This is a genomic window from Simplicispira psychrophila DSM 11588, assembly GCF_000688255.1.
Lineage (GTDB): Bacteria > Pseudomonadota > Gammaproteobacteria > Burkholderiales > Burkholderiaceae_C > Simplicispira > Simplicispira psychrophila.
Map to the genome: position 1 here is coordinate 120,692 of NZ_JHYS01000009.1, position 21,907 is coordinate 142,598.

The 21,907-nt window shown below is 61.1% G+C and carries 17 protein-coding genes; 12 read left to right on the forward strand and 5 right to left on the reverse strand.

The genetic code is table 11. The features are described from left to right. Window positions 1-4: 4 nt before the first annotated feature. Window positions 5-484 carry a YhbY family RNA-binding protein gene (locus tag Q390_RS0111045; RefSeq protein WP_027996114.1) on the reverse strand — a complete coding sequence of 160 codons (480 nt, stop codon included), beginning with the start codon at window positions 482-484 and terminating at the stop codon, window positions 5-7. Window positions 485-515: 31 nt separating this feature from the next. On the opposite strand from Q390_RS0111045, the gene Q390_RS0111050 reads away from it, so the two are divergent. The 4 genes from Q390_RS0111050 (at window position 516) to glmM (ending at window position 5,721) form a co-directional block, all read left to right on the forward strand. After that, the gene (locus tag Q390_RS0111050) at window positions 516-1,178 is read left to right on the forward strand and encodes an RlmE family RNA methyltransferase (protein ID WP_027996115.1); all 663 of its coding nucleotides are present in this window, start codon (window positions 516-518) and stop codon (window positions 1,176-1,178) included. 153 nt (window positions 1,179-1,331) lie between these two features. Further along, window positions 1,332-3,278 carry an ATP-dependent zinc metalloprotease FtsH gene (gene ftsH, locus Q390_RS0111055; protein WP_027996116.1) on the forward strand — a complete coding sequence of 649 codons (1,947 nt, stop codon included), beginning with the start codon at window positions 1,332-1,334 and terminating at the stop codon, window positions 3,276-3,278. A gap of 109 nt (window positions 3,279-3,387) precedes the next feature. Beyond that, window positions 3,388-4,305 (forward strand): dihydropteroate synthase, encoded by a 918-nt coding sequence (gene folP, locus Q390_RS0111060; protein ID WP_027996117.1) that lies wholly within the window; start codon window positions 3,388-3,390, stop codon window positions 4,303-4,305. 81 nt (window positions 4,306-4,386) lie between these two features. After that, window positions 4,387-5,721 carry a phosphoglucosamine mutase gene (glmM, locus tag Q390_RS0111065; protein ID WP_027996118.1) on the forward strand — a complete coding sequence of 445 codons (1,335 nt, stop codon included), beginning with the start codon at window positions 4,387-4,389 and terminating at the stop codon, window positions 5,719-5,721. A 106-nt stretch (window positions 5,722-5,827) separates the two neighbouring features. Here the strand turns inward: glmM and Q390_RS0111070 are convergent, their stop codons facing one another. Further along, complete coding sequence (locus Q390_RS0111070) at window positions 5,828-8,071, reverse strand: EAL domain-containing protein (RefSeq protein WP_156949888.1); 2,244 nt, start codon at window positions 8,069-8,071, stop codon at window positions 5,828-5,830. 209 nt (window positions 8,072-8,280) lie between these two features. Here Q390_RS0111070 and ppk1 point away from each other — a divergent pair, with 209 nt between their 5' ends. Further along, window positions 8,281-10,419 (forward strand): polyphosphate kinase 1, encoded by a 2,139-nt coding sequence (gene ppk1 / locus Q390_RS0111075; RefSeq protein ID WP_084153879.1) that lies wholly within the window; start codon window positions 8,281-8,283, stop codon window positions 10,417-10,419. A gap of 4 nt (window positions 10,420-10,423) precedes the next feature. Here ppk1 and Q390_RS0111080 read toward each other — a convergent pair whose 3' ends face one another. Both Q390_RS0111080 and Q390_RS0111085 read right to left on the reverse strand, forming a co-directional pair. Continuing rightward, window positions 10,424-11,911, reverse strand: a complete 1,488-nt coding sequence (locus Q390_RS0111080; RefSeq protein ID WP_027996121.1) for a Ppx/GppA phosphatase family protein — start codon at window positions 11,909-11,911, stop codon at window positions 10,424-10,426. A gap of 66 nt (window positions 11,912-11,977) precedes the next feature. Continuing rightward, the gene (locus tag Q390_RS0111085; RefSeq protein WP_027996122.1) at window positions 11,978-13,135 is read right to left on the reverse strand and encodes an ABC transporter substrate-binding protein; all 1,158 of its coding nucleotides are present in this window, start codon (window positions 13,133-13,135) and stop codon (window positions 11,978-11,980) included. A 378-nt stretch (window positions 13,136-13,513) separates the two neighbouring features. Between Q390_RS0111085 and pstS the strand changes: the two genes are divergently transcribed. From pstS to phoR, 7 genes are all read left to right on the forward strand, one after another. Next, entirely contained in the window at window positions 13,514-14,554 is a 1,041-nt protein-coding gene (pstS, locus tag Q390_RS0111090; RefSeq protein ID WP_027996123.1) for a phosphate ABC transporter substrate-binding protein PstS, read from the forward strand. 176 nt (window positions 14,555-14,730) lie between these two features. Next, entirely contained in the window at window positions 14,731-15,654 is a 924-nt protein-coding gene (gene pstC, locus Q390_RS0111095; RefSeq protein WP_037472789.1) for a phosphate ABC transporter permease subunit PstC, read from the forward strand. After that, entirely contained in the window at window positions 15,651-16,538 is an 888-nt protein-coding gene (gene pstA / locus Q390_RS0111100) for a phosphate ABC transporter permease PstA (protein WP_051603184.1), read from the forward strand. Before pstC ends, pstA begins: the two co-directional genes overlap by 4 nt. A gap of 22 nt (window positions 16,539-16,560) precedes the next feature. Further along, window positions 16,561-17,340, forward strand: a complete 780-nt coding sequence (pstB, locus tag Q390_RS0111105; RefSeq protein WP_027996126.1) for a phosphate ABC transporter ATP-binding protein PstB — start codon at window positions 16,561-16,563, stop codon at window positions 17,338-17,340. An 11-nt stretch (window positions 17,341-17,351) separates the two neighbouring features. Next, the gene (gene phoU, locus Q390_RS0111110) at window positions 17,352-18,053 is read left to right on the forward strand and encodes a phosphate signaling complex protein PhoU (RefSeq protein WP_027996127.1); all 702 of its coding nucleotides are present in this window, start codon (window positions 17,352-17,354) and stop codon (window positions 18,051-18,053) included. A 16-nt stretch (window positions 18,054-18,069) separates the two neighbouring features. Then, window positions 18,070-18,783 (forward strand): phosphate regulon transcriptional regulator PhoB, encoded by a 714-nt coding sequence (gene phoB / locus Q390_RS0111115; protein WP_027996128.1) that lies wholly within the window; start codon window positions 18,070-18,072, stop codon window positions 18,781-18,783. 5 nt (window positions 18,784-18,788) lie between these two features. Then, window positions 18,789-20,162: a phosphate regulon sensor histidine kinase PhoR gene (gene phoR / locus Q390_RS18250; protein WP_051603185.1), complete on the forward strand. Its 1,374-nt coding sequence runs from the start codon at window positions 18,789-18,791 to the stop codon at window positions 20,160-20,162. Here the strand turns inward: phoR and Q390_RS0111125 are convergent. Next, the gene (locus Q390_RS0111125; protein ID WP_027996129.1) at window positions 20,149-21,873 is read right to left on the reverse strand and encodes a hypothetical protein; all 1,725 of its coding nucleotides are present in this window, start codon (window positions 21,871-21,873) and stop codon (window positions 20,149-20,151) included. The two genes, phoR and Q390_RS0111125, sit on opposite strands and share 14 nt — an antisense overlap. Between the last annotated feature and the right edge of the window lie 34 nt (window positions 21,874-21,907).

The window sequence follows — 21,907 nt, forward strand, 5'->3', positions numbered from 1 at the left end:
GGCCTTAATCGGACTGGCGTTTTTTGATGGATTTCTGCTTGGGTTTGGCACGCTTGATCTGGCCACCCGAGGTGAGGCGCTGGTTACCCAGTACGCGCAAGGTTTTGATTTCAGGGCGCTGACCACCGCGCTTGCTGTATTTCATCACCTTGACGTCTTTGGGGCCGGCCATGCGGTCTTCGTTGGCGGAGCGTTCTTTTTCTTTTTCAAGTGGCGGGCGCCACAGCACCAGCAGCTTTCCGATGTGCTGGATAGGCGCAGCATTCAGCTCTGCAGCCAGTTGCTGGTACATCAACTCACGTGCGGCGCGGTCATCATTGAAGACGCGCACCTTGATGAGGCCGTGGGAATTCAGCGCGGAATCAATTTCCTTGCGCACGTTAGGAGTAATGCCGTCGCTGCCGACCATGACGACAGGGTCAAGGTGGTGGGCTTGGGCGCGTTGTTCCCGGCGCTCGGCCGGAGTAAGTTCAATTTGGGGCATAGCCGTATTATCGAGGCAGGAAGAAAGAAATATGAAAGTCAAAACCCAAAGCAAAAAGGTCAACAAGGCATGGCTCAACGACCATGTCAACGACACCTACGTCAAATTAGCTGCCAAAGAGGGTTTTCGTGCCCGCGCCGCTTACAAATTGAAAGAAATTGATGAACAATTTGGCTTGATTCGCCCTGGTCAACTGGTGGTGGACTTGGGCTGTACGCCAGGCGCCTGGAGCCAGTACCTGCGCCGCAAAATGTCGCCTGCGGGCGCTGCAGCAGGCGCCCTGAACGGCTGTATTATTGGTCTTGACCTGTTGCCGATGGTGCCAATCGAGGGTGTGCTGTTCTTGCAAGGCGATTTTAGTGAGCCTGAAACATTGCAGCAACTGGAGTTGGCCATGCAGGGCCGCCAAGCCGACTGTGTGGTGTCGGACATGGCGCCCAACTTGTCTGGCAATGGAGCCACTGACGCTGCGCGCATTGAAAATCTGGTGGATCTGGCGGTCGATTTCGCCTGTCATCACATGAAACCTGAAGGCGCGTTGGTGGTCAAATTGTTCCATGGCGGCGCCTATACCCCGCTGGTACAGTTATTCAAAAATACCTTTCGTGTGGTCAAAGCCGTCAAGCCCAAGGCATCACGCGATAAATCTTCTGAAACTTTTTTGGTCGGTATCGGGCTCAAGGTGACCGTGTAAAGTTGGCGCCACGACAAAAACAGGCCGAGCTGACGCAAAGCCCGCGTGCAGTCCATGGCTGCCAGGGGACATTTTCGAATCCCATGGGTTGAAAAGCCTAAAATCAATCGTATATAAATCGTACCCTTTTCGCTACTGTCTCTGGAGTCCCGCTTGAATAATCAGTGGTTTTCAAAAATAGCCGTGTGGCTGGTCATTGCCATGGTGCTGTTCACCGTGTTCAAACAATTTGACACACGTACTGGCGCGGCTGCAGGCCATGTCGGTTACTCAGAATTTCTTGATGACGTGCGCAGCAATCGCATCAAGAGCGCCGTCATTCAAGAAGGCCAGGGTGGCAGTGAAATTCTGGCCGTCACCAACGATGATCGCCGTATTCGCACCACTGCCACCTATCTTGACCGGGGGCTGGTGGGCGATCTCATCAACAACAACGTCAAGTTCGACGTCAAGCCGCGTGAAGAGGGCTCGCTGCTCATGACGCTGCTGGTCAGTTGGGGGCCGATGCTGTTGTTGATTGGCGTGTGGGTGTATTTCATGCGCCAAATGCAGGGTGGCGGTAAAGGCGGTGCCTTCAGCTTTGGCAAGAGCAAGGCGCGCATGATGGATGAGAATAACAACACCGTGACCTTTGCCGATGTCGCCGGTTGCGATGAGGCCAAGGAAGAGGTCAAGGAGGTTGTGGACTTCCTGAAAGATCCGAACAAGTTCCAGAAGCTCGGTGGCCGTATTCCCCGTGGCCTGCTACTGGTCGGGCCTCCCGGTACCGGTAAGACGCTGCTGGCCAAGTCGATTGCTGGCGAAGCCAAGGTGCCGTTTTTCTCCATCTCGGGTTCTGATTTTGTCGAAATGTTCGTTGGCGTGGGCGCGGCTCGCGTGCGCGACATGTTCGAGAACGCCAAAAAGAATGCCCCTTGCATCATTTTTATCGACGAAATCGATGCCGTCGGTCGCCAGCGTGGTGCCGGTGTCGGCGGTGGCAATGATGAGCGCGAGCAAACGCTCAATCAGATGCTGGTCGAGATGGACGGTTTTGAAACCAATCTCGGTGTCATTGTGGTCGCTGCGACCAATCGGCCGGACATTTTGGATGCCGCCTTGCTGCGCCCCGGTCGCTTTGACCGCCAGGTATATGTCACGCTGCCCGACATCCGTGGCCGCGAGCAGATTTTAGGCGTGCACATGCGCAAAATCCCGGTCAACCAAGACGTCAACCCCGGCGTGATTGCACGCGGCACGCCTGGTATGTCGGGTGCTGACTTGGCCAACTTGTGCAACGAGGCGGCTTTGATGGCTGCACGCCGCAATGCGCGCACCGTCGAAATGCAGGATTTTGAAAAGGCCAAGGACAAGATCCTTATGGGCCCTGAGCGCAAAAGCATGGTCATGCCCGAAGAGGAACGCCGTAACACCGCGTACCACGAGTCTGGGCACGCGCTGATTGGCAAGCTATTGCCCAAGTGCGATCCGGTACACAAGGTCACCATCATTCCACGCGGCCGCGCGCTGGGGGTGACGATGAGCTTGCCCTCGCAAGACCGTTACAGCTACGACAAAGAGTTCATGCTGAATCAGATCAGCATGCTGTTTGGTGGCCGCATTGCCGAAGAAGTGTTCATGCACCAGATGACCACCGGTGCCAGCAACGACTTTGAGCGCGCCACCTCGATTGCCCGTGACATGGTGACGCGCTATGGCATGACCGATGCGCTGGGCCCGATGGTCTATGCCGAAAACGAAGGCGAAGTCTTTCTGGGCCGCTCGGTGACCAAGACCACTACCATGAGTGAGTCAACCATGCAAAAAGTGGACGATGAAGTGCGCAAGATCATCGACATGCAATACGCTTTGGCACGCAAGCTGATTGAAGAAAACAGCGATAAGATGCACGTCATGGCCAAGTCGCTGCTGGAGTGGGAGACCATTGACTCCGATCAACTCGACGACATCATGGCCGGGCGTCCACCGCGTCCGCCAAAAGACTGGACGCCGCGCACGCCTCCGTCGGGCGGCGATCATCCGAGTGGTGGCACGCCGGCAGTGAGCGCTGTTGAGCCGGTTTCTGAGTCCGTGGTCAAACCTGCACCAACCGGCGCCTGACAGCGCGCTCAGGTCCAGCCAAGCCGCCATATCACCACCAAACGGGGCTTCGGCCCCGTTTTTACGTTCAGCGATATTTTTCAGTGATCCTTCCTCAGTGAGTGCGCCCATGCTTTGGCAAACCAGCCGCTTTGTGCTTGATCTACAGCGCCCGCACACCATGGGCATCGTCAACGCCACACCAGATTCGTTTTCTGATGGCGGCAGCCATTTTTCTGTTACAGCGGCCCTGCGCCATTGCGAGCGGTTGTTGCAAGAGGGGGCTGATATTTTGGACATCGGCGGTGAATCCACCCGCCCCGGTAGTCCCAGCGTGCCGTTGCAAGAGGAATTGGCGCGTGTCCTGCCCATCGTGCGTGGTGCCGTGCGTCTGGGGGTGCCGGTTTCGGTCGATACCTATAAGCCTGAGGTGATGCAGGCGGTGCTGGACGAGGGTGTTGATATCGTCAACGATGTCTGGGCCTTACGCCAGCTAGGCGCTGCGCAGGTGGTGGCGCAGCATCCGCGCTGTGGTGTGTGTTTGATGCACATGCACGGTGATCCGCAGACCATGCAGGCGGTCCCGATGGTGGGTGATGTGCTAGCGCAGGTACTCTCATTTCTAGAGCTACAAGCGCAGATTGTGTATGGGTTTGGGGTGGAAAAGACCCGAATTGTGCTGGACCCGGGCATTGGTTTTGGCAAGACGGTCGAACAGAACTTTGCTTTGCTGGCTCGCCAGCGCGAACTGCTCAGTCTGGGTTATCCGCTGCTGGCGGGATGGTCGCGTAAGTCTTCGTTGGGTGCGGTGACTGGGCTGGAGGTCGGTGAGCGTCTGCAGCCCAGTGTGGCTGCGGCTTTGCTGGCCGTGGAGCGCGGCGCGCGCGTGCTGCGCGTCCATGATGTACGTGCCACGGTGCAGGCGGTGGCAGTGTGGCGCGCGATGGCCGCAGCAGAGGTCAGCGCAAGCTGTATCGCTGCCGTGCCAAGTGTCCCTGAGCAGGGTGTCGGAAGTAACGGCACCTCTGGGTTGCAGGCGCGTACGTAGTGGGAGCGCAACCCTGGCCTGGTTGCCGCAGGCACTGCGATAAACTGGAAAATTCATAGCAACCCAGCCCCAGGTACACCCATGAACCGTAAATATTTTGGTACAGATGGCATTCGTGGCACGGTCGGTCAGGCCCCGATTACGCCCGATTTTGTCCTGCGTCTGGCCCATGCCGTTGGGCGCGTGCTCAAGCAGACCGAAGAACGCCCGTTAGTGCTGATTGGCAAAGACACGCGCATTTCAGGCTACATGCTGGAAAGCGCGTTGGAATCGGGCTTTAATTCTGCCGGTGTTGATGTGTTGCTGCTGGGGCCGTTACCAACACCAGGGGTGGCCTATCTGACCCGGGCGCAGCGTGCCAGCCTGGGCGTGGTTATCAGCGCCAGCCACAACCCCTATCCCGACAATGGCATCAAATTCTTCAGTGCCCAAGGTGCCAAGCTGCCGGACGCTTGGGAGTTTGCCGTGGAAGCCGCTCTGGATGAGCCGCCCATCTGGGCCGACTCTGCCTCGCTCGGTAAAACCCGCCGCCTCGAAGATGCGGCTGGGCGCTATATCGAGTTTTGCAAAAGCACTTTCGACCATGACCTGACACTCAAGGGCATCAAGATCGTTGTCGATGCTGCCCATGGCGCGGCCTACCATATTGCGCCGATGGTATTCCATGAGTTGGGGGCTGAAGTGATTGCCATCGGCTGCGCGCCTGACGGCCTGAACATCAACCACGAAGTGGGTGCCACCCATCCCGAGGCGCTGGTGGCTGCAGTGCTCCAGCACCAGGCCGATTTCGGCATTGCCCTGGACGGCGACGCCGATCGTGTGCAAATGGTGGACGGCGCGGGGCGTCTGTACAACGGCGACGAACTTTTGTACTTGATGGTGTGCGACCGTATGGGGCGCGATGAGCCTGTGCCAGGGGTGGTCGGCACCTTGATGACCAATATGGCGGTGGAGTTGGCTTTGCAGGCGCGTGGTGTCAAATTTGTGCGCAGCAAAGTGGGTGACCGCTATGTGTTGGAAGAGTTGACGCGTCAGCGCTGGGTGCTGGGCGGCGAGGGTTCGGGACACCTGCTGGTGCTGGACAAGCACACCACGGGTGACGGCTTGATCAGCGCATTGCAGGTGTTGCAGTGCTGCATACGCCAGCGACAGCGCATGGGGCAGGCGATGGCGGATCTGGTGTTGTTTCCCCAAGTGCTGGTGAATGTGCGCCTGCAACCTGGCCAGGACTGGAAAAGCAATGCCCTTTTAGCCGAGGAAACCTTGCAGGTGGAGCGTGATTTGGGACAGAACGGCCGTGTGCTGGTGCGCGCCAGTGGCACCGAGCCTTTGTTGCGCGTGATGGTCGAAGCGCGCGATAACATCCAGGCACACGCCTGTGCCGAACGCTTGGCGAGCGCCGCACAGCGTGGTTGATCAATTCAATATAGATAGCTGCAGGCGCTTTACCTGTATGGTTTTGCGGCTGATTTAATCAAAATCACCAAGTGCCCGGCAGCGCCTCGGCCAGCCTGCCTGCAGGCTACGTAAAGAGGGTGCTTTCAGTTCTCTGATGCATCAGCAAGCTATGCATTTGCTCTGCGGGTATCGGGCGGCCGCAGAGGTAGCCCTGCACATCAGAGCAGCCTTGCTCGTGCAAAAAATTCATTTGCTCCTGCGTTTCCACCCCTTCTGCCGTGGTGTGCAAACCCATCGCCTGTGCCATACGGATGATGGCGCTGACGATGGCCCGGTCATCGGCGTCTTCGCCCAGGTCACGCACAAAGGACTGGTCGATCTTGAGTTTGTAGATTGGAAAACGCTTGAGTTGGCTCAAGGAGGAATAGCCCGTCCCAAAATCATCTATGGCCAAGCGTACGCCGCAGGCATGCAGTTGATCCATGGTGGCAATGGCTGCGCGGGGATCTTCCACAGCCACGCCTTCGGTCAGTTCCAACTCCAGCGAGTCTGGTGCCAGTCCGATGTCAGTGAGTATTTGCGTGATCAGCTCGGGCAACTGGGGCTGGCGAAATTGCACTGCCGACAGATTGACCGCCATGGTTTCCAGCACCATGCCTTGGGCGCGCCAGCTTTTCAGTTGCGCCAATGCCGTGCGCAGCACCCATTCACCAATTGGCAGAATTTGGCCACAATCTTCAGCAATCGGGATGAATTCAGCCGGCGAGATGTTGCCCAACTCTGGATGGCTCCAGCGCAGCAAGGCTTCGACACTGCGGATTTCGCCGCTGGCAATGCAGAACTGCGGTTGGTAGACCAAAGAGAATTGCCCGCGCTCCAGGGCGCGGCGCAGGGCGTTTTCAAGCAGCAGCGCACGCAGCGACTGCGCCTGCATTTGCGGCGTGAAAAACCGGTAGGTGTTGCGCCCATCCAGCTTGGAGCGGTACATGGCTACGTCGGCGCATTGGCTCAAAGTGTCAAAGTCGACGCCATCGTCTGGAAACAGTGCGATGCCCATGGAAGGCGCCATGGTCAACTCATGCGTATCGATCTGGTAGGCGCGGCGCGAGGCCTCCAGCAACTTGTTGGCGACGCGCGCTGCTCCGTTGGCATTGGCTCCGGGGAGCAGCAAAATGAATTCGTCTCCGCCAAGCCGGCAGACGGTGTCGTTTTCACGCACCAGCGCACGCAGGCGATTGGCGATGGCCACCAGCAAGGCGTCGCCCACGCGGTGCCCCAGGGAGTCGTTGATGTGCTTGAAGTGGTCCAGATCCAGAAAGATGACCGCCAACGGGGTGTGGCTGCGCTGTGCTGCTGCAATGGCGTCGCGACTGCGCTCGGCCAGCAAGGTGCGGTTGGGCAGGCCGGTCAACGGATCGTAGTGGGCCAGCCAGTAGATGCGCTCCTGATCCTGGCGCCGATTGTGGATTTCCTGGTGCAGGTTTTCGACGGTTTCGCTCAGTTCATGGGTGCGCTGTTGCACCACTCTTTCGAGCTCGTGGTGCATGTGCTGCAGCGCTGCTTGCGCTTGCTGGCGTTCGGTGATGTCCATGGTGATCCAGACGCTGCCGTTGTTTGGCTGCGACGGGTCAATGGCCTTGCTGCGCACTTCACACACTACGATGGAACCGTCTTTTTTGCAGAGCTTTAATTCGGCGGCAAAGGCCAGTCCCTGCGACAGCGGCCCTTGGCTGCGCTGGCCAACGTCTTCCCAGTCGGCATCATTGGTGTACCAGCGCCGTGACAGGCAGCCTTGCAGTTCACCCGGCTCGTAGCCGAGCATCAGCTCGAAATGGTTGTTGCACCGCGTCAGGCGCCGGTCACGCAAGAAAACAATGCCCACCATGGCATGGTCAAACAACACCTGTTTTTCCCACACCGCTGCATCGAGCTGTTCTTGCGCCTGTCGTTGGTCATCGATGTCATCGATGATCCAGATGGAGCCTTCGGCGGTGTCTTCCGGGTTGAGCAGGCTGCCTGTGAGACGCGCCCAAAAAAGAGTGCCACAGCGCCGGCGCATCAGCCGCTCGACACGGTAGGGCTGGCCGGCAGCCAGCACCGGATAAGCAGCGCGTCCCAGTGCACGAAAGGCGGCGCGGTCAGGGTGAAAAGCGTCGCTTTTTTCACCGACCAGGCTTTGGTGCGTCTCGTAGCCAAAAATCTCGGCGTAGCGCTGGTTGCAGCGCACCACCATGCGTTGGCGCAGGAAAACGATGCCTACACCCGCATTGTCCAGCAGCGCCTGTTGCTCGCGCAACGTGCGTTCCAAGGAGGTGTCGGGCGATGGAATGGATTTCAACAATCCAAGAGTGTCTGGCAAAGGGGGCATGTCACCGGTAAAAGGTGGGCAATCAGAGAGGTACCGTGAGAGGTCTGACGCATTGTGCCAAAGTGTATCAGCAGGAGGCAAGACCAAATTAGCAGCAGCCAAAGTCAATACAAAGGCTATAGGCTTTTAGTAGACAGTGCAACTGTCACGAAAATGTCATGGCAGCCATCAATACTAAAGAAGTTTTGTACTTTTTCTGGAATGTGTCCATGCCTTCTTTTAGCTCCTCCCATGCCGTGATGCAGCCGCTTGGGGAGCCGCCGGCAGTGCTTGCTGATGCCCCCCTTGCGCTGCGCGCAGCTTTGTCGGTGGCGCTGCTGAATCGTGACCACAGCATCTTGGCATTCAACGAGCGCGTATTTGACTGGGCTGTGCGCGCAGATGTGCCTTTGCTTGAGCGCCTGCGCTACCTGTGTATCGTGTCGTCCAACCTCGATGAATTTTTTGAAGTGCGCACCGCTCCGTACGTGGCTGCCGCGCGCAATGGGGAGGCTAAAGGGGTCTATACCACTGCGTCGTTCGAGGCCTTGTCGGCCAAGGCGCATGCCCTGGTGGAGCGTCAGTACGCGCTGTATAACGACGAGCTGGTACCGGCGTTTGCCGCCCACGGCATCCGCATTGTTTCGCAGGGGGCGCGCAACGCGGCGCAACGCCGCTGGGTGCAGGGCTACTTTCAGCGCGAAGTTCGCCCTTTGCTGGTACCCCTGGGGCTGGACCCCGCGCATCCGTTTCCGCAGGTGGCCAACAAATCGCTGAACTTCATCGTGCGTCTCAAGGGCTGCGACGCTTTTGGGCGTGAGAACGAGATTGCCATCGTGCGTGTGCCGCGCGTGCTGCCGCGCCTGATCCGCATGCCCGCCAGCGTTGCGCCCCAAGGGGCGCAGTTTGTCAGCCTGTCGAGCGTAGTGCGTGCGCACTTGGCCGAGTTGTTCACCGGACGTCAGGTGACGGAATTTTCGCAGTTTCGTGTCACGCGCCATTCCGACCTGGCTGTGGACGAGGAGGACGTGCGCAGTCTGCGCACCGTACTGCGCCAGGGCCTGCACCAGCGCAACTATGGTGCGGCGGTGCGACTGGAGGTTTCAGCCGGTTGTTCGCGCTTTCTGTCGGATTTCCTGCTGCACCAGTTTGATCTGCCGGTCGGAGCGCTGTTTCGGGTCCATGGGCCGGTGAACTTGGTGCGCCTGGCGCAACTCGTGGACTTGGTGGACCAGCCTGCGCTGCTGTTTGCGCCTTGGCAGGCCTCTGTGCCGCAGCAGATGCAGGGCCGCGGCAGCCTGATGGCGCAGATGCGCCAGGGTGACCTGCTGATCCACCAGCCGTTCGAGAGCTTCGATGGTGTGCTGGCCTTTTTGCGCGAGGCGGTGTACGACCCGCAGGTGGTGGCCATCAAGCAGACCATCTACCGCACTGGCTCGGACCCGCAAATGATGGAGTTGTTGCATGAGGCCGTGCGCCGCGGCAAGGAAGTGATGGCTGTGGTTGAACTCAAGGCGCGCTTCGATGAAGAAGCCAACATCAATTGGGCTGAGGCGCTGGAGTCGGTGGGTGCGCAGGTGGTGTATGGCGTGGTGGGGCTCAAAACCCACGCCAAGATGCTGCTGGCGACGCGGCGCGAAGGCCGCAATCTGCGCCGCTATGGCCATTTGTCCACCGGCAACTACAACCCGCGCACGGCGCGCCTGTACACCGACCTCGGCTATTTCACGGCCGACGAGGACACCACAGCCGATATGGACAGCGTGTTCAACCATCTGGCCAGCCAAAACCGCCTGCCCCGCATGCACCGCCTGCTGGTGGCACCGTTTCATCTGCACCGGCGCACGCTGGAAAAAATTGAAGAAGTGGGGCTGGCGGCCAGTGAGGGGCGGGGCGGGCGCATCGTGGCCAAAATGAACTCCCTGACGGACGAAGCCCTGGTGCGGGCTCTGGTGCTGGCGGGCCAGCGCGGCGCGCAGATCGATCTGATCGTGCGCGGCGCCTGCATCTTGCCGGCCCAAGTGGCGGGATGGACTGACAACATCCGCGTGCGCTCCATCATTGGCCGCTTTCTGGAACACTCGCGCGTGTTTTATTACCGCTGCGGCGAGCGCGAAGAGCTTTACCTGTCGAGCGCCGACTGGATGAACCGCAATATGCTGCGCCGCGTGGAAGTGGCGTGGCCGGTGACGGATCCGGTGCTCAGGCAGCGCATCATCGATGAATGCCTGGTGGCCTACTTGCACGATGACCGCGACGCCTGGGACCTGCAGGCCGATGGTACCTATGCCCGGGCCAACGCGCCGGGGGTCGGTACTGGTGTGCAGGATGCACTGATGCAGCGCTATGGCGCAGTGCCGTGCGGCTGATTGTCTATAGCGCTGGCGCTTCTTGCAGCACTAGCTCCCAGGGAGTTTTTTGCCATGCTGCCACCTCTTCGCGCAGCAGATGGGCCGACTGGGGGTAGTGGGCCGACCAGCCGGCGTACGCGGTCAGCAAGAAGCGCTGTCCCTGGCGTGTCAGGCGAAGGCTTTGCACTTCGGGATCGCGGCGCGCGTGGCACAAAGCCACGGCCAGGCGCAGGCACAGCAGTTGCATCGCGGTGCTGGCATCGTCCAGTTCGGCTTCGATCTTGCGCAGCTTGCCCCGGTGGCCCAACACCAGGCGGCCCAGTCGGTGCATTTCCGGCATGGCGAACCCAGCGGCATCGGTGTGGTCCAGGATATAGGCGCCGTGGCGGTGGTAGTCGCTGTGGGAGATGCGACAGCCCACTTCGTGCAGTTGACCAGCCCAGGCAAGCTGGCGCTGCGCCGGCCCGTCGCTGGGTTCTGCCACCTGCGCAAACAGGGTGCACGCCGTTTGTGCCACCCGATGGGCTTGCGCGCCATCGACGGCAAAGCGCTGCATCAGTCCTTGCACTGTGGTGCTGCGCAAGTCGGTCTCGGGCTGTTCGCGATCCAGCAGGTCGTACAGGGCGCCCTGGCGCAGCGCGCCCTGGGCTACCTGCAGGGTGTCGATGCCCAGCAGATCAAACACGGCGCGCAGCACGCTGATGCCGCCGCCAATGACGGGACGGCGGTCTTCCTTGAGTCCATCCAACCGCACGTTGCTGGCACTTTGGGCGCGCAGCAGGCGCTGTTGCAGCCAGTCCAGGTCGGCGCGGGTGATGCGTCCCGGGGGATGGCCGGCAGCGGTCAGTATTTCGCCCACCGCCCCGACAGTGCCTGACGAACCGTAGGCCACCTCCCAGGCACTGCGGGGGTAAGCGTTCAGCGCTTCGTCCAGCACGGCCTTGGCGGCAATTTCCGCACTGGTGAAGGCTTGTGCGGTGAAGAGGCCGTCGGCAAAGTAGCGTGACGACCAAGCCACGCTGCCCACTTCGAACGAGGCCATGGCGTGTGCGCTGAACTGCTGGCCCAGGATCAGCTCGGTCGAGCGCCCGCCAATGTCCACCACCAGACGCCGCTCGTTCGACTGCGGTAGCAGCCGTGCTACGCCCTGGTAGATCAGGCGCGCTTCTTCGGTGCCCGATACCACCTCGATGGGAAAGCCCAGGATGCTGTTGCCGCGCTGCAAGAAAACCTCGCGGTTGCGCGCTTCGCGCAGAGTTTGCGTGGCCACTGCGCGCACTTGGGTCGGGGCAAAGCCGGCCAAGCGCTCGGCAAAGCGGGCCAGGCAGTCCCAGCCACGCTGCATGGCCTGGATGCTGAGGTGGTGTTGCTCATCCAGTCCGCTGCCCTGGCGTACCGTCTCCTTGAGGTATTCAACGCGCTGGATGTGACCGTGCTCGAAGCGGCCAATTTCAAGGCGAAAGCTGTTCGATCCCAGATCGATAGCTGCGAGCAGTGTTCCGTGGTGCATGGGAGAGCGTAGGGGGCTGGTGGGAGGCGGCGCAGCATAGCACCGCCTTGCGGGTTCGCCGCAGTTTTAGCCAATGATCCGCCCGTCCGGCGTGAGCATGGTTTGCGTGACGTGGCTGCTGATGCGTTTTTTGTTCTGGAAGGTGAGCATGAAGCCGCCAATATTGGCGTCGCTGCGCCGGCGCAGGGCCGTCAGCACGCTGGCGCGGGTGATGGCGCCGTTGATGCTGGCCAGAGCGATCCCGGTGTAGCGCGCCGCAATGAATCCGGCCAGGCCCAGGGGCGAGGCAGGTTCGTCGTACAGGCGTGCCAGCGCTGTGCGGTAGGCGCGTACTACCGGCAGGCTGGACGTGAGCAGCGGCACGGCCTGCGTGGCAATCACCGAGGTATTGCGCGGCAGGCCGCCCAATTGCGCCAGTACTTGCAGGTTCACGTCGGCCAGCGCCACCACATAGCATTGGCGGCCTGCGGGCAGCACCAACTGGCGCATGAAAACATGTAGCTCCGGCGTGCCGCCGATGAACAGAATCAGCGGGTGCGGTGGCGCGGAGCGACTGGCAGCTGACAGGGCTTGTGTACGCAGGCCCATGGTCTGGGCCACCTGGGCGATGTCGGCTTGCGACGCCTGCTGCAGGCGGGCGCTGCCATAGACCACTCCGATGTCGTGTGCGCCCAGGGTGGCCAGCGTCTTGAGTGCATGGGTTATCTGCGCTTGGTCGCCAGCAAAGATGTCAAACACCGTGTTGTCTGCTGTGTGTGCTGCGCTGCTGTGCAGCCAGGGCGCTATCTGGGCCAGAGGCGAACTGGTAGCGGCATGGGCCTGGAGTGTGGCCAGACCCGCAGCGGCGGCGTGACCAACACAGCCCGACAGGGCCACGCAGTCCGGCGTGGCATGGGCTTTTTGCCAGGCGGCTTGCAGGCTGGCGGCGCTGCCATCGGTCTCCAGCACCAAGTGTTTTACGGGCCTGCCCAGCAGACCACCGCGTGCGTTCAGGTCTTGCCAGGCGGCGCGCGAGCCCATCAGAAAATCGCGGCTGACATCTTGCTGGGTGGCCGACATGTCTGCCATTTGGGCGATGGTCAGGGCACGGCCAGCCTCTGCTGTGCGGGCCGTGGCCGTTTCTTGGGCCTGCAGGGTAGTGGCGCCGGCCAGGGTCGCCATGGCCGTGCACTGCAGCCAGTGCCGGCGGCTCAGGCGGGGAGGAGAGGAGCGGTCATGGTGCATGGCAAGGAGGGTGTGGAGTGCGGGGGATGAAACGTGTTGGCGGCTTGGTTGTCGCCTGCATGGCAGTGCAGACATATTTAAAAAAGTGAGCTACTTGCGCTTATCTATGCTTGCTTTCGAATACTTTTATATCTGTAAGCCACGTTTAACAAGCGCTAGCAGCTATTTTTTTAATAGTGCATTTGGTGCGCCAAGGCGTAGCACCAGAGGCCAACCTGGCGTTCAGTTGAGCAGCTTATGCAAGTGCCATGTCAATGGCGTGACAGCGCTGCCAGGGAAATAGGGTGTTGCATGACAAAAATTTCTGCTGTCACGACAATGTCACAAACGCCTTTTAAAGTGACCTCAGTTCCACTTTTTCAACCCAAAGGCTTCTTCATGAAAATGTCTGCAATTCGAGTTCTGGTGGCGGGTGTGCTGTCTGCGGGAGCCGTCTCTGGCGCCTGGGCGCAGCAGGAGGCCACCGGTGCCGGTGCCAGCTTTCCGGCGCCGCTGTACGCTAAGTGGGCGTCCGACTACTACAAGGCCACGGGCGTGAAAATCAATTACCAGTCGGTCGGCTCGGGCGCCGGCCTGCGCCAGATCGAAGCCAAGACGGTGGACTTTGGCGCCTCCGATGCGCCGCTCAAGGACGAAGACCTGGCCAAAAAGGGCCTGGTGCAGTTCCCCACCGTGATCGGTGGTGTGGTGCCGGTGGTCAACATCAAAGGCATTGCGCCCGGCCAGATCAAGATGAGCGGCCAGGTGTTGGGCGACATCTACCTGGGCAAGATCACGCGCTGGAACGATGCGGCGCTGACGGCGCTCAACCCCGGCGTGCCGCTGCCCGACGCCGCCATTGCGCCGGTGCGCCGCGCCGATGGCTCGGGCACCAGCTTTATCTTCACCAACTACCTGAGCAAGGTGAACGCCGAGTGGCAAGCCAAGGTCGGTGAAGGCACGGCCGTGAACTGGCCCACCGGCGCTGGCGGCAAGGGCAACGAAGGCGTGGCCGCCTTTGTCGGCCGCCTGCCCAATTCGATCGGCTATGTCGAATACGCCTACGTCAAGCAGAACAAGATGACTTATGTGCAGCTGCAAAACGCCGCCGGCAGCTTTGTCTCGCCCGATGATGCCGCCTTCAAGGCCGCTGCGGCTGGCGCCGACTGGAGCAAGAGCTTCCACCAGATCCTGACCCATCAGCCCGGCAAGGAGGCCTGGCCCCTGACTGGCGCCACCTTCATCCTGATGCACAAGGTGCAGGACAAGCCGGCGCAGGCGGCGGCGGCGCTCAAGTTCTTTGAATGGGCCTATCAGTCGGGCGACAAGACCGCCGGTGATCTCGATTACGTGCCTATGCCCGACAGTGTCAAGAGCGTGATCCTGAAGTCCTGGGCGGATATCAAGGACACTTCTGGCAAAGCCATTGCTTTGAAGTAACTCCTGTCAGGGTCCGCTGCGATGCGGGCCCGGCTTTATTTTTCTGATCCAAGGCGCCCACCGTGTCCATACCCTTGACCGTGCACTCGACCCTGTCCAGCAGCAGCGGCGGCGCAGCAGGCGCTAGCGCCCGCAAGCATCTCCCACCCGCCCGCCGTCCGCTGCTGTCGGGGACCATGGCCGATCGGCTTTTTGGCTGGTTGGCGCGCGCCGCCGCGCTGCTAACGCTGGCACTGCTGATAGGCATCCTGACGTCGCTGGTCATTGGGGCCTGGCCAGCACTGGAGCGCTATGGCCTGGGGTTTTTGACCAGCAGCGTTTGGGACCCGGTGCAGAACGAGTACGGCGGCCTAGTGATGATCTATGGCACCTTGGCCACTTCGTTCATTGCCCTGCTGATTGCCGTACCGGTCAGTTTTGGCATTGCGCTGTTTTTGACCGAACTCTCGCCGGCCTGGCTCAAGCGCCCCTTGGGCACGGCCATCGAGTTGCTGGCGGCGGTGCCGTCGATCGTCTACGGCATGTGGGGGCTGATGGTGTTTGGCCCCATCTTGGCGCAATACGTGCAGCAGCCGCTGCAGTCGTGGTTCAGCGGCATTCCCTATCTGGGCGCGTTTGTCTCGGGCCCGCCCGTGGGCATCGGTCTGCTGGCGGCGGGCATCATCCTAGCCATCATGATCATTCCGTTCATCGCTGCCGTGATGCGCGATGTGTTTGAGGTCACGCCCGCCCTGCTCAAGGAGTCGGCCTATGGCCTGGGCGCCACCACTTGGGAAGTGATGTGGAAAGTGGTGTTGCCGTACACCAAGACAGGGGTGCTGGGCGGCATCATGCTCGGGCTGGGGCGCGCGCTGGGCGAGACGATGGCGGTGACGTTTGTCATCGGCAACATGAATCAGCTCAACTCGCTGTCGATTTTTGAAGCCGCCAATAGCATCACTTCGGCGCTGGCCAATGAATTTGCCGAAGCCGGCGAGGGCCTGCACCAGGCCTCGTTGATCTACCTGGGTCTGGTGTTGTTCTTCATCACCTTCGTGGTGCTGACGCTGTCCAAGATTTTGCTCAACCGCCTGCAAAAGGGCGAGGGAAGCCGCGCATGACCGCCACCACATCGCAGCAACTGCTGCACGCTGCCGAGCAAACCCGGGCACGCCAAGCCATGTATGCGCGGCGCAAACGCACCAACCGCATGGCGCTGGCACTGTCGCTGGCGGCGATGGCGTTTGGTGTGTTCTGGCTGGTCTGGATTCTGTGGGAGACGGTTCGCTTGGGGCTAGGGGGCCTGAGTCTGGCGCTGCTGACCGAAATGACCCCGCCACCGAACGAGGACGGTGGCTTGGCCAACGCCATTTTTGGCTCGCTGGTGATGGTAATGTTGGCCACGTTTGTCGGCACGCCGATTGGCATCATGGCCGGGGTGTACTTGGCCGAATACGACGTGCGCGGCTGGCTGGCGTCGGTGACGCGCTTTGTCAACGACATCTTGCTGTCGGCGCCCAGCATCGTCATCGGCTTGTTTGTCTATGCCGTGGTGGTGGCGCGCTTTCGCAGCTTCTCGGGCTACGCCGGCATTCTGGCGCTGGCGCTGATCGTCATTCCGGTGGTCATCCGCACGACAGAGAACATGCTGGTGCTGGTGCCGGCCAGCCTGCGCGAGGCGGCCTATGCATTGGGCACGCCCAAGTGGAGAGTCATCACCCTGGTGACGCTGCGTGCGGCGCGCTCGGGTGTCATCACCGGCGTGTTGCTGGCGGTGGCGCGCATTGCCGGTGAGACGGCGCCGCTGCTGTTTACCGCGCTGAACAACCAGTTCTGGAATGGCGACCTGTCCAAGCCCATGGCTAGCCTGCCGGTGACTATTTTCAAATTTGCCATGAGTCCCTATGAGAACTGGCAGCAACTGGCATGGGCAGGCGTGTTTCTGATCACCGTGACGGTGCTGGGGCTCAACATCCTGGCGCGCGTTTTGACCCGCCAGAAATAAAGAATAAGAGAAGGAAACCTTCATGTCCACCCGTCCGCAGACGACCAACGACGCCAAGATCACGGTGCGTGATCTCAATTTCTACTACGGCAAATTTCATGCCTTGAAGGGCATCAACCTCGATATTCCCGAGAACAAGGTAACCGCCTTTATTGGCCCTTCGGGCTGTGGCAAGTCCACGCTCTTGCGCACTTTCAATCGCATGTTTGAGCTGTATCCCGAGCAGCGCGCCGAGGGCCAGATCGTGCTCGATGGCGAAAATCTGCTGACCAGCAAGCAGGATGTGGCGCTGATCCGCGCCAAGATCGGCATGGTGTTCCAGAAACCGACACCGTTTCCGATGTCGATCTACGACAACATCGCCTTTGGCGTCAAGCTGTTTGACAGGCTGAGTGCCACCGACATGGACGAACGGGTCGAATGGGCGCTGCGCAAGGCGGCTTTGTGGAACGAGGTCAAGGACAAGCTGGGGCAGAGTGGATCGGGCTTGTCGGGCGGGCAACAGCAGCGCCTGTGCATTGCGCGCGGCATTGCCATTAAGCCTGAAGTGCTGCTGCTGGACGAGCCGTGTTCGGCGCTGGACCCGATTTCGACGGCCAAGGTGGAGGAGCTGATTGCCGAGCTCAAGAGCGACTACACCGTGGTCATCGTCACGCACAACATGCAGCAGGCAGCGCGCTGCAGCGATTTCACGGCGTATATGTACCTGGGCGACCTGATTGAGTTTGGCTGCACCGAAGAGCTGTTTTTCCAGCCCCAGCGCAAGGAAACCGAAGACTACATTACCGGCCGTTTTGGCTGAAGGAGACTGACATGGCCGAAAAACATCTTTCATCGCAGTTCGACAGTGAACTCAACAGCGTCACCGCCCGTGTCATGGAGTTGGGCGGCTTGGTGGAGACGCAGATCCAGCACGCGATTTATGCACTGTCGCATTTCAGCCTGGAGGCCGTGGCCAAGGTGCAGGTGATCGAGCAGCGCGTCAACACCATGGAGGTGGAGATTGACCACGAGCTCTCGACCATCATTGCCCGGCGCCAGCCCACGGCGCGTGACCTGCGCCTGTTGATTGCGTTTTCCAAGGCCACGGCCAATTTGGAGCGGATGGGCGACGAGGCCAGCAAAATGGCGCGCATGGTGCAGTCCATCATTCAGACGGGCGCACCGCGCTCTTTGCCGACCATGGATCTGCGTGTGGCGGCCGACCTGGCATCGGGCCTGCTGCGCAAGGCGCTGGATGCCTTTGCGCGGCTGGATGTGCAGGCAGCGGTGGCGATTTTGAAAGAGGACGATCTGATCGACGAAGAGTTTGATGGCTTTGTACGCAAGCTCATCACCTACATGATGGAAGACCCGCGCACCATTTCAGCCAGTCTAGATCTGCTGTTTCTGGCCAAGGCCATTGAACGCATCGGCGACCATTCCAAAAATGTGGCCGAGCTGATCATTTATCTGGTCAAGGGGATGGACGTGCGCCATACCTCGCTGGACCAGATCGAATCGGCCCTGCTGTAAGCGCAGGCCCACCGCCATGAAAAATCTACCCCGCGTCTTGATCGTCGAAGATGAACCGGCGATTGCTGAACTGATTGCCGTCAACCTGCGCCACAACGGCTTTGCGCCGATCTGGTCAGAAGATGGCGAATCGGCCCAGCGCGAGCTGGATGCCGTGCTGCCGGACGTGATCCTGCTGGACTGGATGCTGCCCGGCCAGAGCGGTCTGCAACTGGCGCGAAAATGGCGTGCCGACAGCCGCACCAAAACCGTCCCCATCCTGATGTTGACCGCGCGCGGCGACGAACCCGACAAGGTGGCCGGCCTGGACGCTGGTGCTGATGACTACATTACCAAGCCGTTTTCTACACAGGAGCTGCTGGCGCGCATCCGTGCCGTGCTGCGTCGGCGCGCACCGGAGCAGGTGGCAGACAGCGTGGCTATCGGCGCCCTGGCGTTGGACGCCGCCACGCACCGCGTCACCTGGCAGGAGCAGCTGCTCAAGGTAGGGCCGACCGAATTCAAACTGTTGCATTACCTGATGAAGCACGCTGAGCGCGTACACAGCCGGGCGCAGTTACTCGACAAGGTGTGGGGCGACCATGTGTTCATTGAAGAGCGCACGGTGGATGTGCATGTCAAGCGCCTGCGCGAGTCGCTCGGTGCGGGCGGGGTGATGGTCGAGACCGTGCGCGGCGCCGGTTACCGCTTTACAGCCCAGCCGCAGGCGTTGGCTCCAACGAGGGCCTGAGCGCTATGTTTTTTCGCGTCATGGTTTTTCTCTGCTGCCAATTAGCGGGCGGGTTGCTGGGTTGGTGGCAGATGGGGCCGTGGGGCGCGGCTGTTGGTGCCGCGGTAGCGATTTGGGTTTGGTTTACCTGGGACATGCTGCGCGGCACGCGGGTGGTGCGTTGGCTGCGCCAAGGTGAATTGGCCCAGGCGCCGCGCCTGCACGGTCTGTGGGGTGAAGTCAGCGACCGCGCACGCCGCCTGCTGCGCCAGATGCAAGGCCAGGTGCAAGAGAGCGAGCAGCGTTTGCAAGAGGTGCTATCGGCGCTGCAGGCCTCGCCCAATGGCGTGATTTTTCTGAATGCCGCAGGCTGCATCGAATGGAGTAACCAGATTGCAGCTGCGCATTTCGGCATCGATTTGGAGCGTGATTTGCTGCAGTCGATTGGCAACCTAGTGCGCCACCCGGACTTCAGTGCCTATTACGCGGCGCGTGATTTCTCCAGCGCGGTGGTGATGGCAGGCCGCTACAGTACGCCCGCGTGCCCGGTACGCCTGTCGGTACAACTGCATCCCTATGGTCAGGGCCGCTGTCTGCTGCTGTCGCGCGATGTGACGGCGCTGGAGCAGGCCGAGGTCATGCGACGTGATTTTGTCGCCAATGTGTCGCACGAAATCCGCACCCCGCTGACGGTGCTCAGCGGTTTTGTCGAAACGCTGCAGACCCTGTCCCTGGCGCCCGAAGAGGAGAAGCGCTATCTGGCACTGATGGCGCAGCAGGCGGCGCGGATGCAAAGCGTGGTCCAGGGATTGCTGACGCTGTCCCGTCTGGAGGGCAGTCCGTTGCCCGGTCTGACCGAGTGGACACCAGTAGGGCAACTGCTGCGCGCCTGCGAGGATGAGGCGCGCGCGCTGTCGGCCCTGCTGGCGCCAGCATCGCAGCGGGTGCATGTGCTGCAATTTCCATCGCTGCAGGCGTTGCAGGGGATGGGCGAGATCGCCGGTGCGCAGACGGAATTGCAAAGCGCACTGTCCAACTTGGTCGGCAATGCGGTGCGCTACACGCCCGCTAGCGGCAGCATCACGGTGACGTGGACTCGGGACGCACAGGGTGGCGCGGTGTTTGCGGTGGCGGACACCGGGCCAGGCATCGATCCGGTGCACATTGCACGCCTGACCGAGCGCTTTTACCGCGTCGATCGCAGCCGATCACGGGAGACGGGGGGCACCGGGCTGGGGCTGGCCATCGTCAAGCATGTGCTGCAGCGCCATGGCGCGGTGCTGCAAATCGACAGCGTACCAGGCAAGGGATCGGTGTTTTCAGTGTGCTTTCCAGCTTCTCGGCTGCGCCCGACAGGTTGGAAGGCAGACGGTGTTGTGCCCACGCTCACGGCGCTGTAACCGGACTGCTGCGGCGGTACAGCGCTATGAAGTCGGTTTTGTCCGTTGGTCGTGCCAGTTGCGTCTGCAATGTCCAGTCTTGTCCTTGCAGGTGTCGCACCGCAACTGGCATGGGCGTGTTGCCGGGTGTCAGAAGCCAAGAACACTCGGCATTGCCGGGAGTGGTTTGCAGGTGCAGTGCCCCGTGGTATTGCAGGGCCGCGATCTGGCTGCGGTTCAAGCCATCGACGAGGACGCAGGGGGGGTGCCCGATGACCGCTGTGATGCTGCGCACCTGCGGGGCATCGCTGCGTGCGTAGTCGAGCATCGGTAGCCACAGCGTCATCAGTAAAAACCAGCCCAGGGTGGCGCCTGCGGCAGGCAACACCAGACTTTTCCAGATGGCGGCGCGGTGGCGGCCGGTGCGCCAGGCGACCAGTGCACACCAGGCGATGCTGGCGGCCAGGGCCAGCGCCAGAGTGAAACCTGAAAAAGATGCCATAAATCCGGGCGCCAGCTTGGCTACGTTGGCTGCTGGTTTGGCCGGGATGCCGGTTTGTGTGGCGAGCCAGATCACCCAAATGGCAATCGCCGAGACCGAGAAAAAAAGCAGCGTAAACCAGTCGATCAGTGCTGCCACGCTGCGGCTGAGCGTCGGTAACGCAAACGCGGCCAAAGTGGCCAAGGCCGGCAGGCCCAGCAGCAAGGCGCGGTCTGACGGCTGGGTGCTGAGTGCGGCACCGATGGCCACTAAGGTGAACCATAGGGGCAGCAACAGGTGACGGTGCACTTGCCGACTGGTGATGTGCTTGCGCCAGCGCCACAGCGTCCACAAGGCCAAGGGCCATGCCGGCCAGGTAAACCACAGCAGCAGACGGCCGAAATTGACCCCATCGTGCGCGCTGGCGTAGTGCCACACGATGCGCCAGCGCCACAGGTCGAGTTGCCAGGCCAGCAGCGCTGCCGCTGCACCTGCCAGCACCAAGCCGAGGCCGGCATGGCGCATATGCAAGGGGGAAAATGTATCGGAGGTTTGAGTTTGAGTGCCCCACCAGCAAAACACGGCGCCGCCCAGGCTGTAGAGCAGCGCCAAGGCGGGCGCACCGCTCAAGACCAAGCCGAGCAAGCCCACGAAGAGTGCCATCCAAGGCACCACCGCACGATAGGGCAGGGCTGCCAAGGCAAAAAATACCAGGGTGGTGCAGGACAGCTGTGTCAGGTACGAGGTGGCTTCGTGCGAGGGTTGGGCCAGTCCCAGGCATGCCAGCAGGGCTAGCAAACCACCGTCGGCCATGGCCCGGGCGTAGTCGTGGGGCTGTGCCTCACCGCCAAAAGCAAACGCCACTGGCTGTGCACGGGGGCTCAGGGCCAGGTAATACACGCCATACCAGGTGGCCCACAGCGTCAGCACCAGGAGGGCAATAAAAGGCATGCGCGCCGCCAGTTCAGGCGCCATGGCGGCGGGCGCCATCTGCAAGGCCCAGGCGCCCATCCAGTAGGGCAGCAAGCCGTCGGTGTCAGGGGCAAGGTTGCCTAGGACGGGGGCCAGCCAGGGGGTATGGCCTTGTGCCAATTCCAGCATGTAGCCAAAGGCCGTCATGTCATCGCCCCGCCAGGGCCCACGCCCGATAAAGCCCGGCACGATGTAGGCAAGGCACAGCAACAGCAGTGCCCAGCGCGGTAGCCGGCGCACGGCACTTTGGGGAACGATGGCGGGGGTGGGTAGGTTCACGCGTTCAGGAGAGTAGCAGGGTCGTCAGGAACAA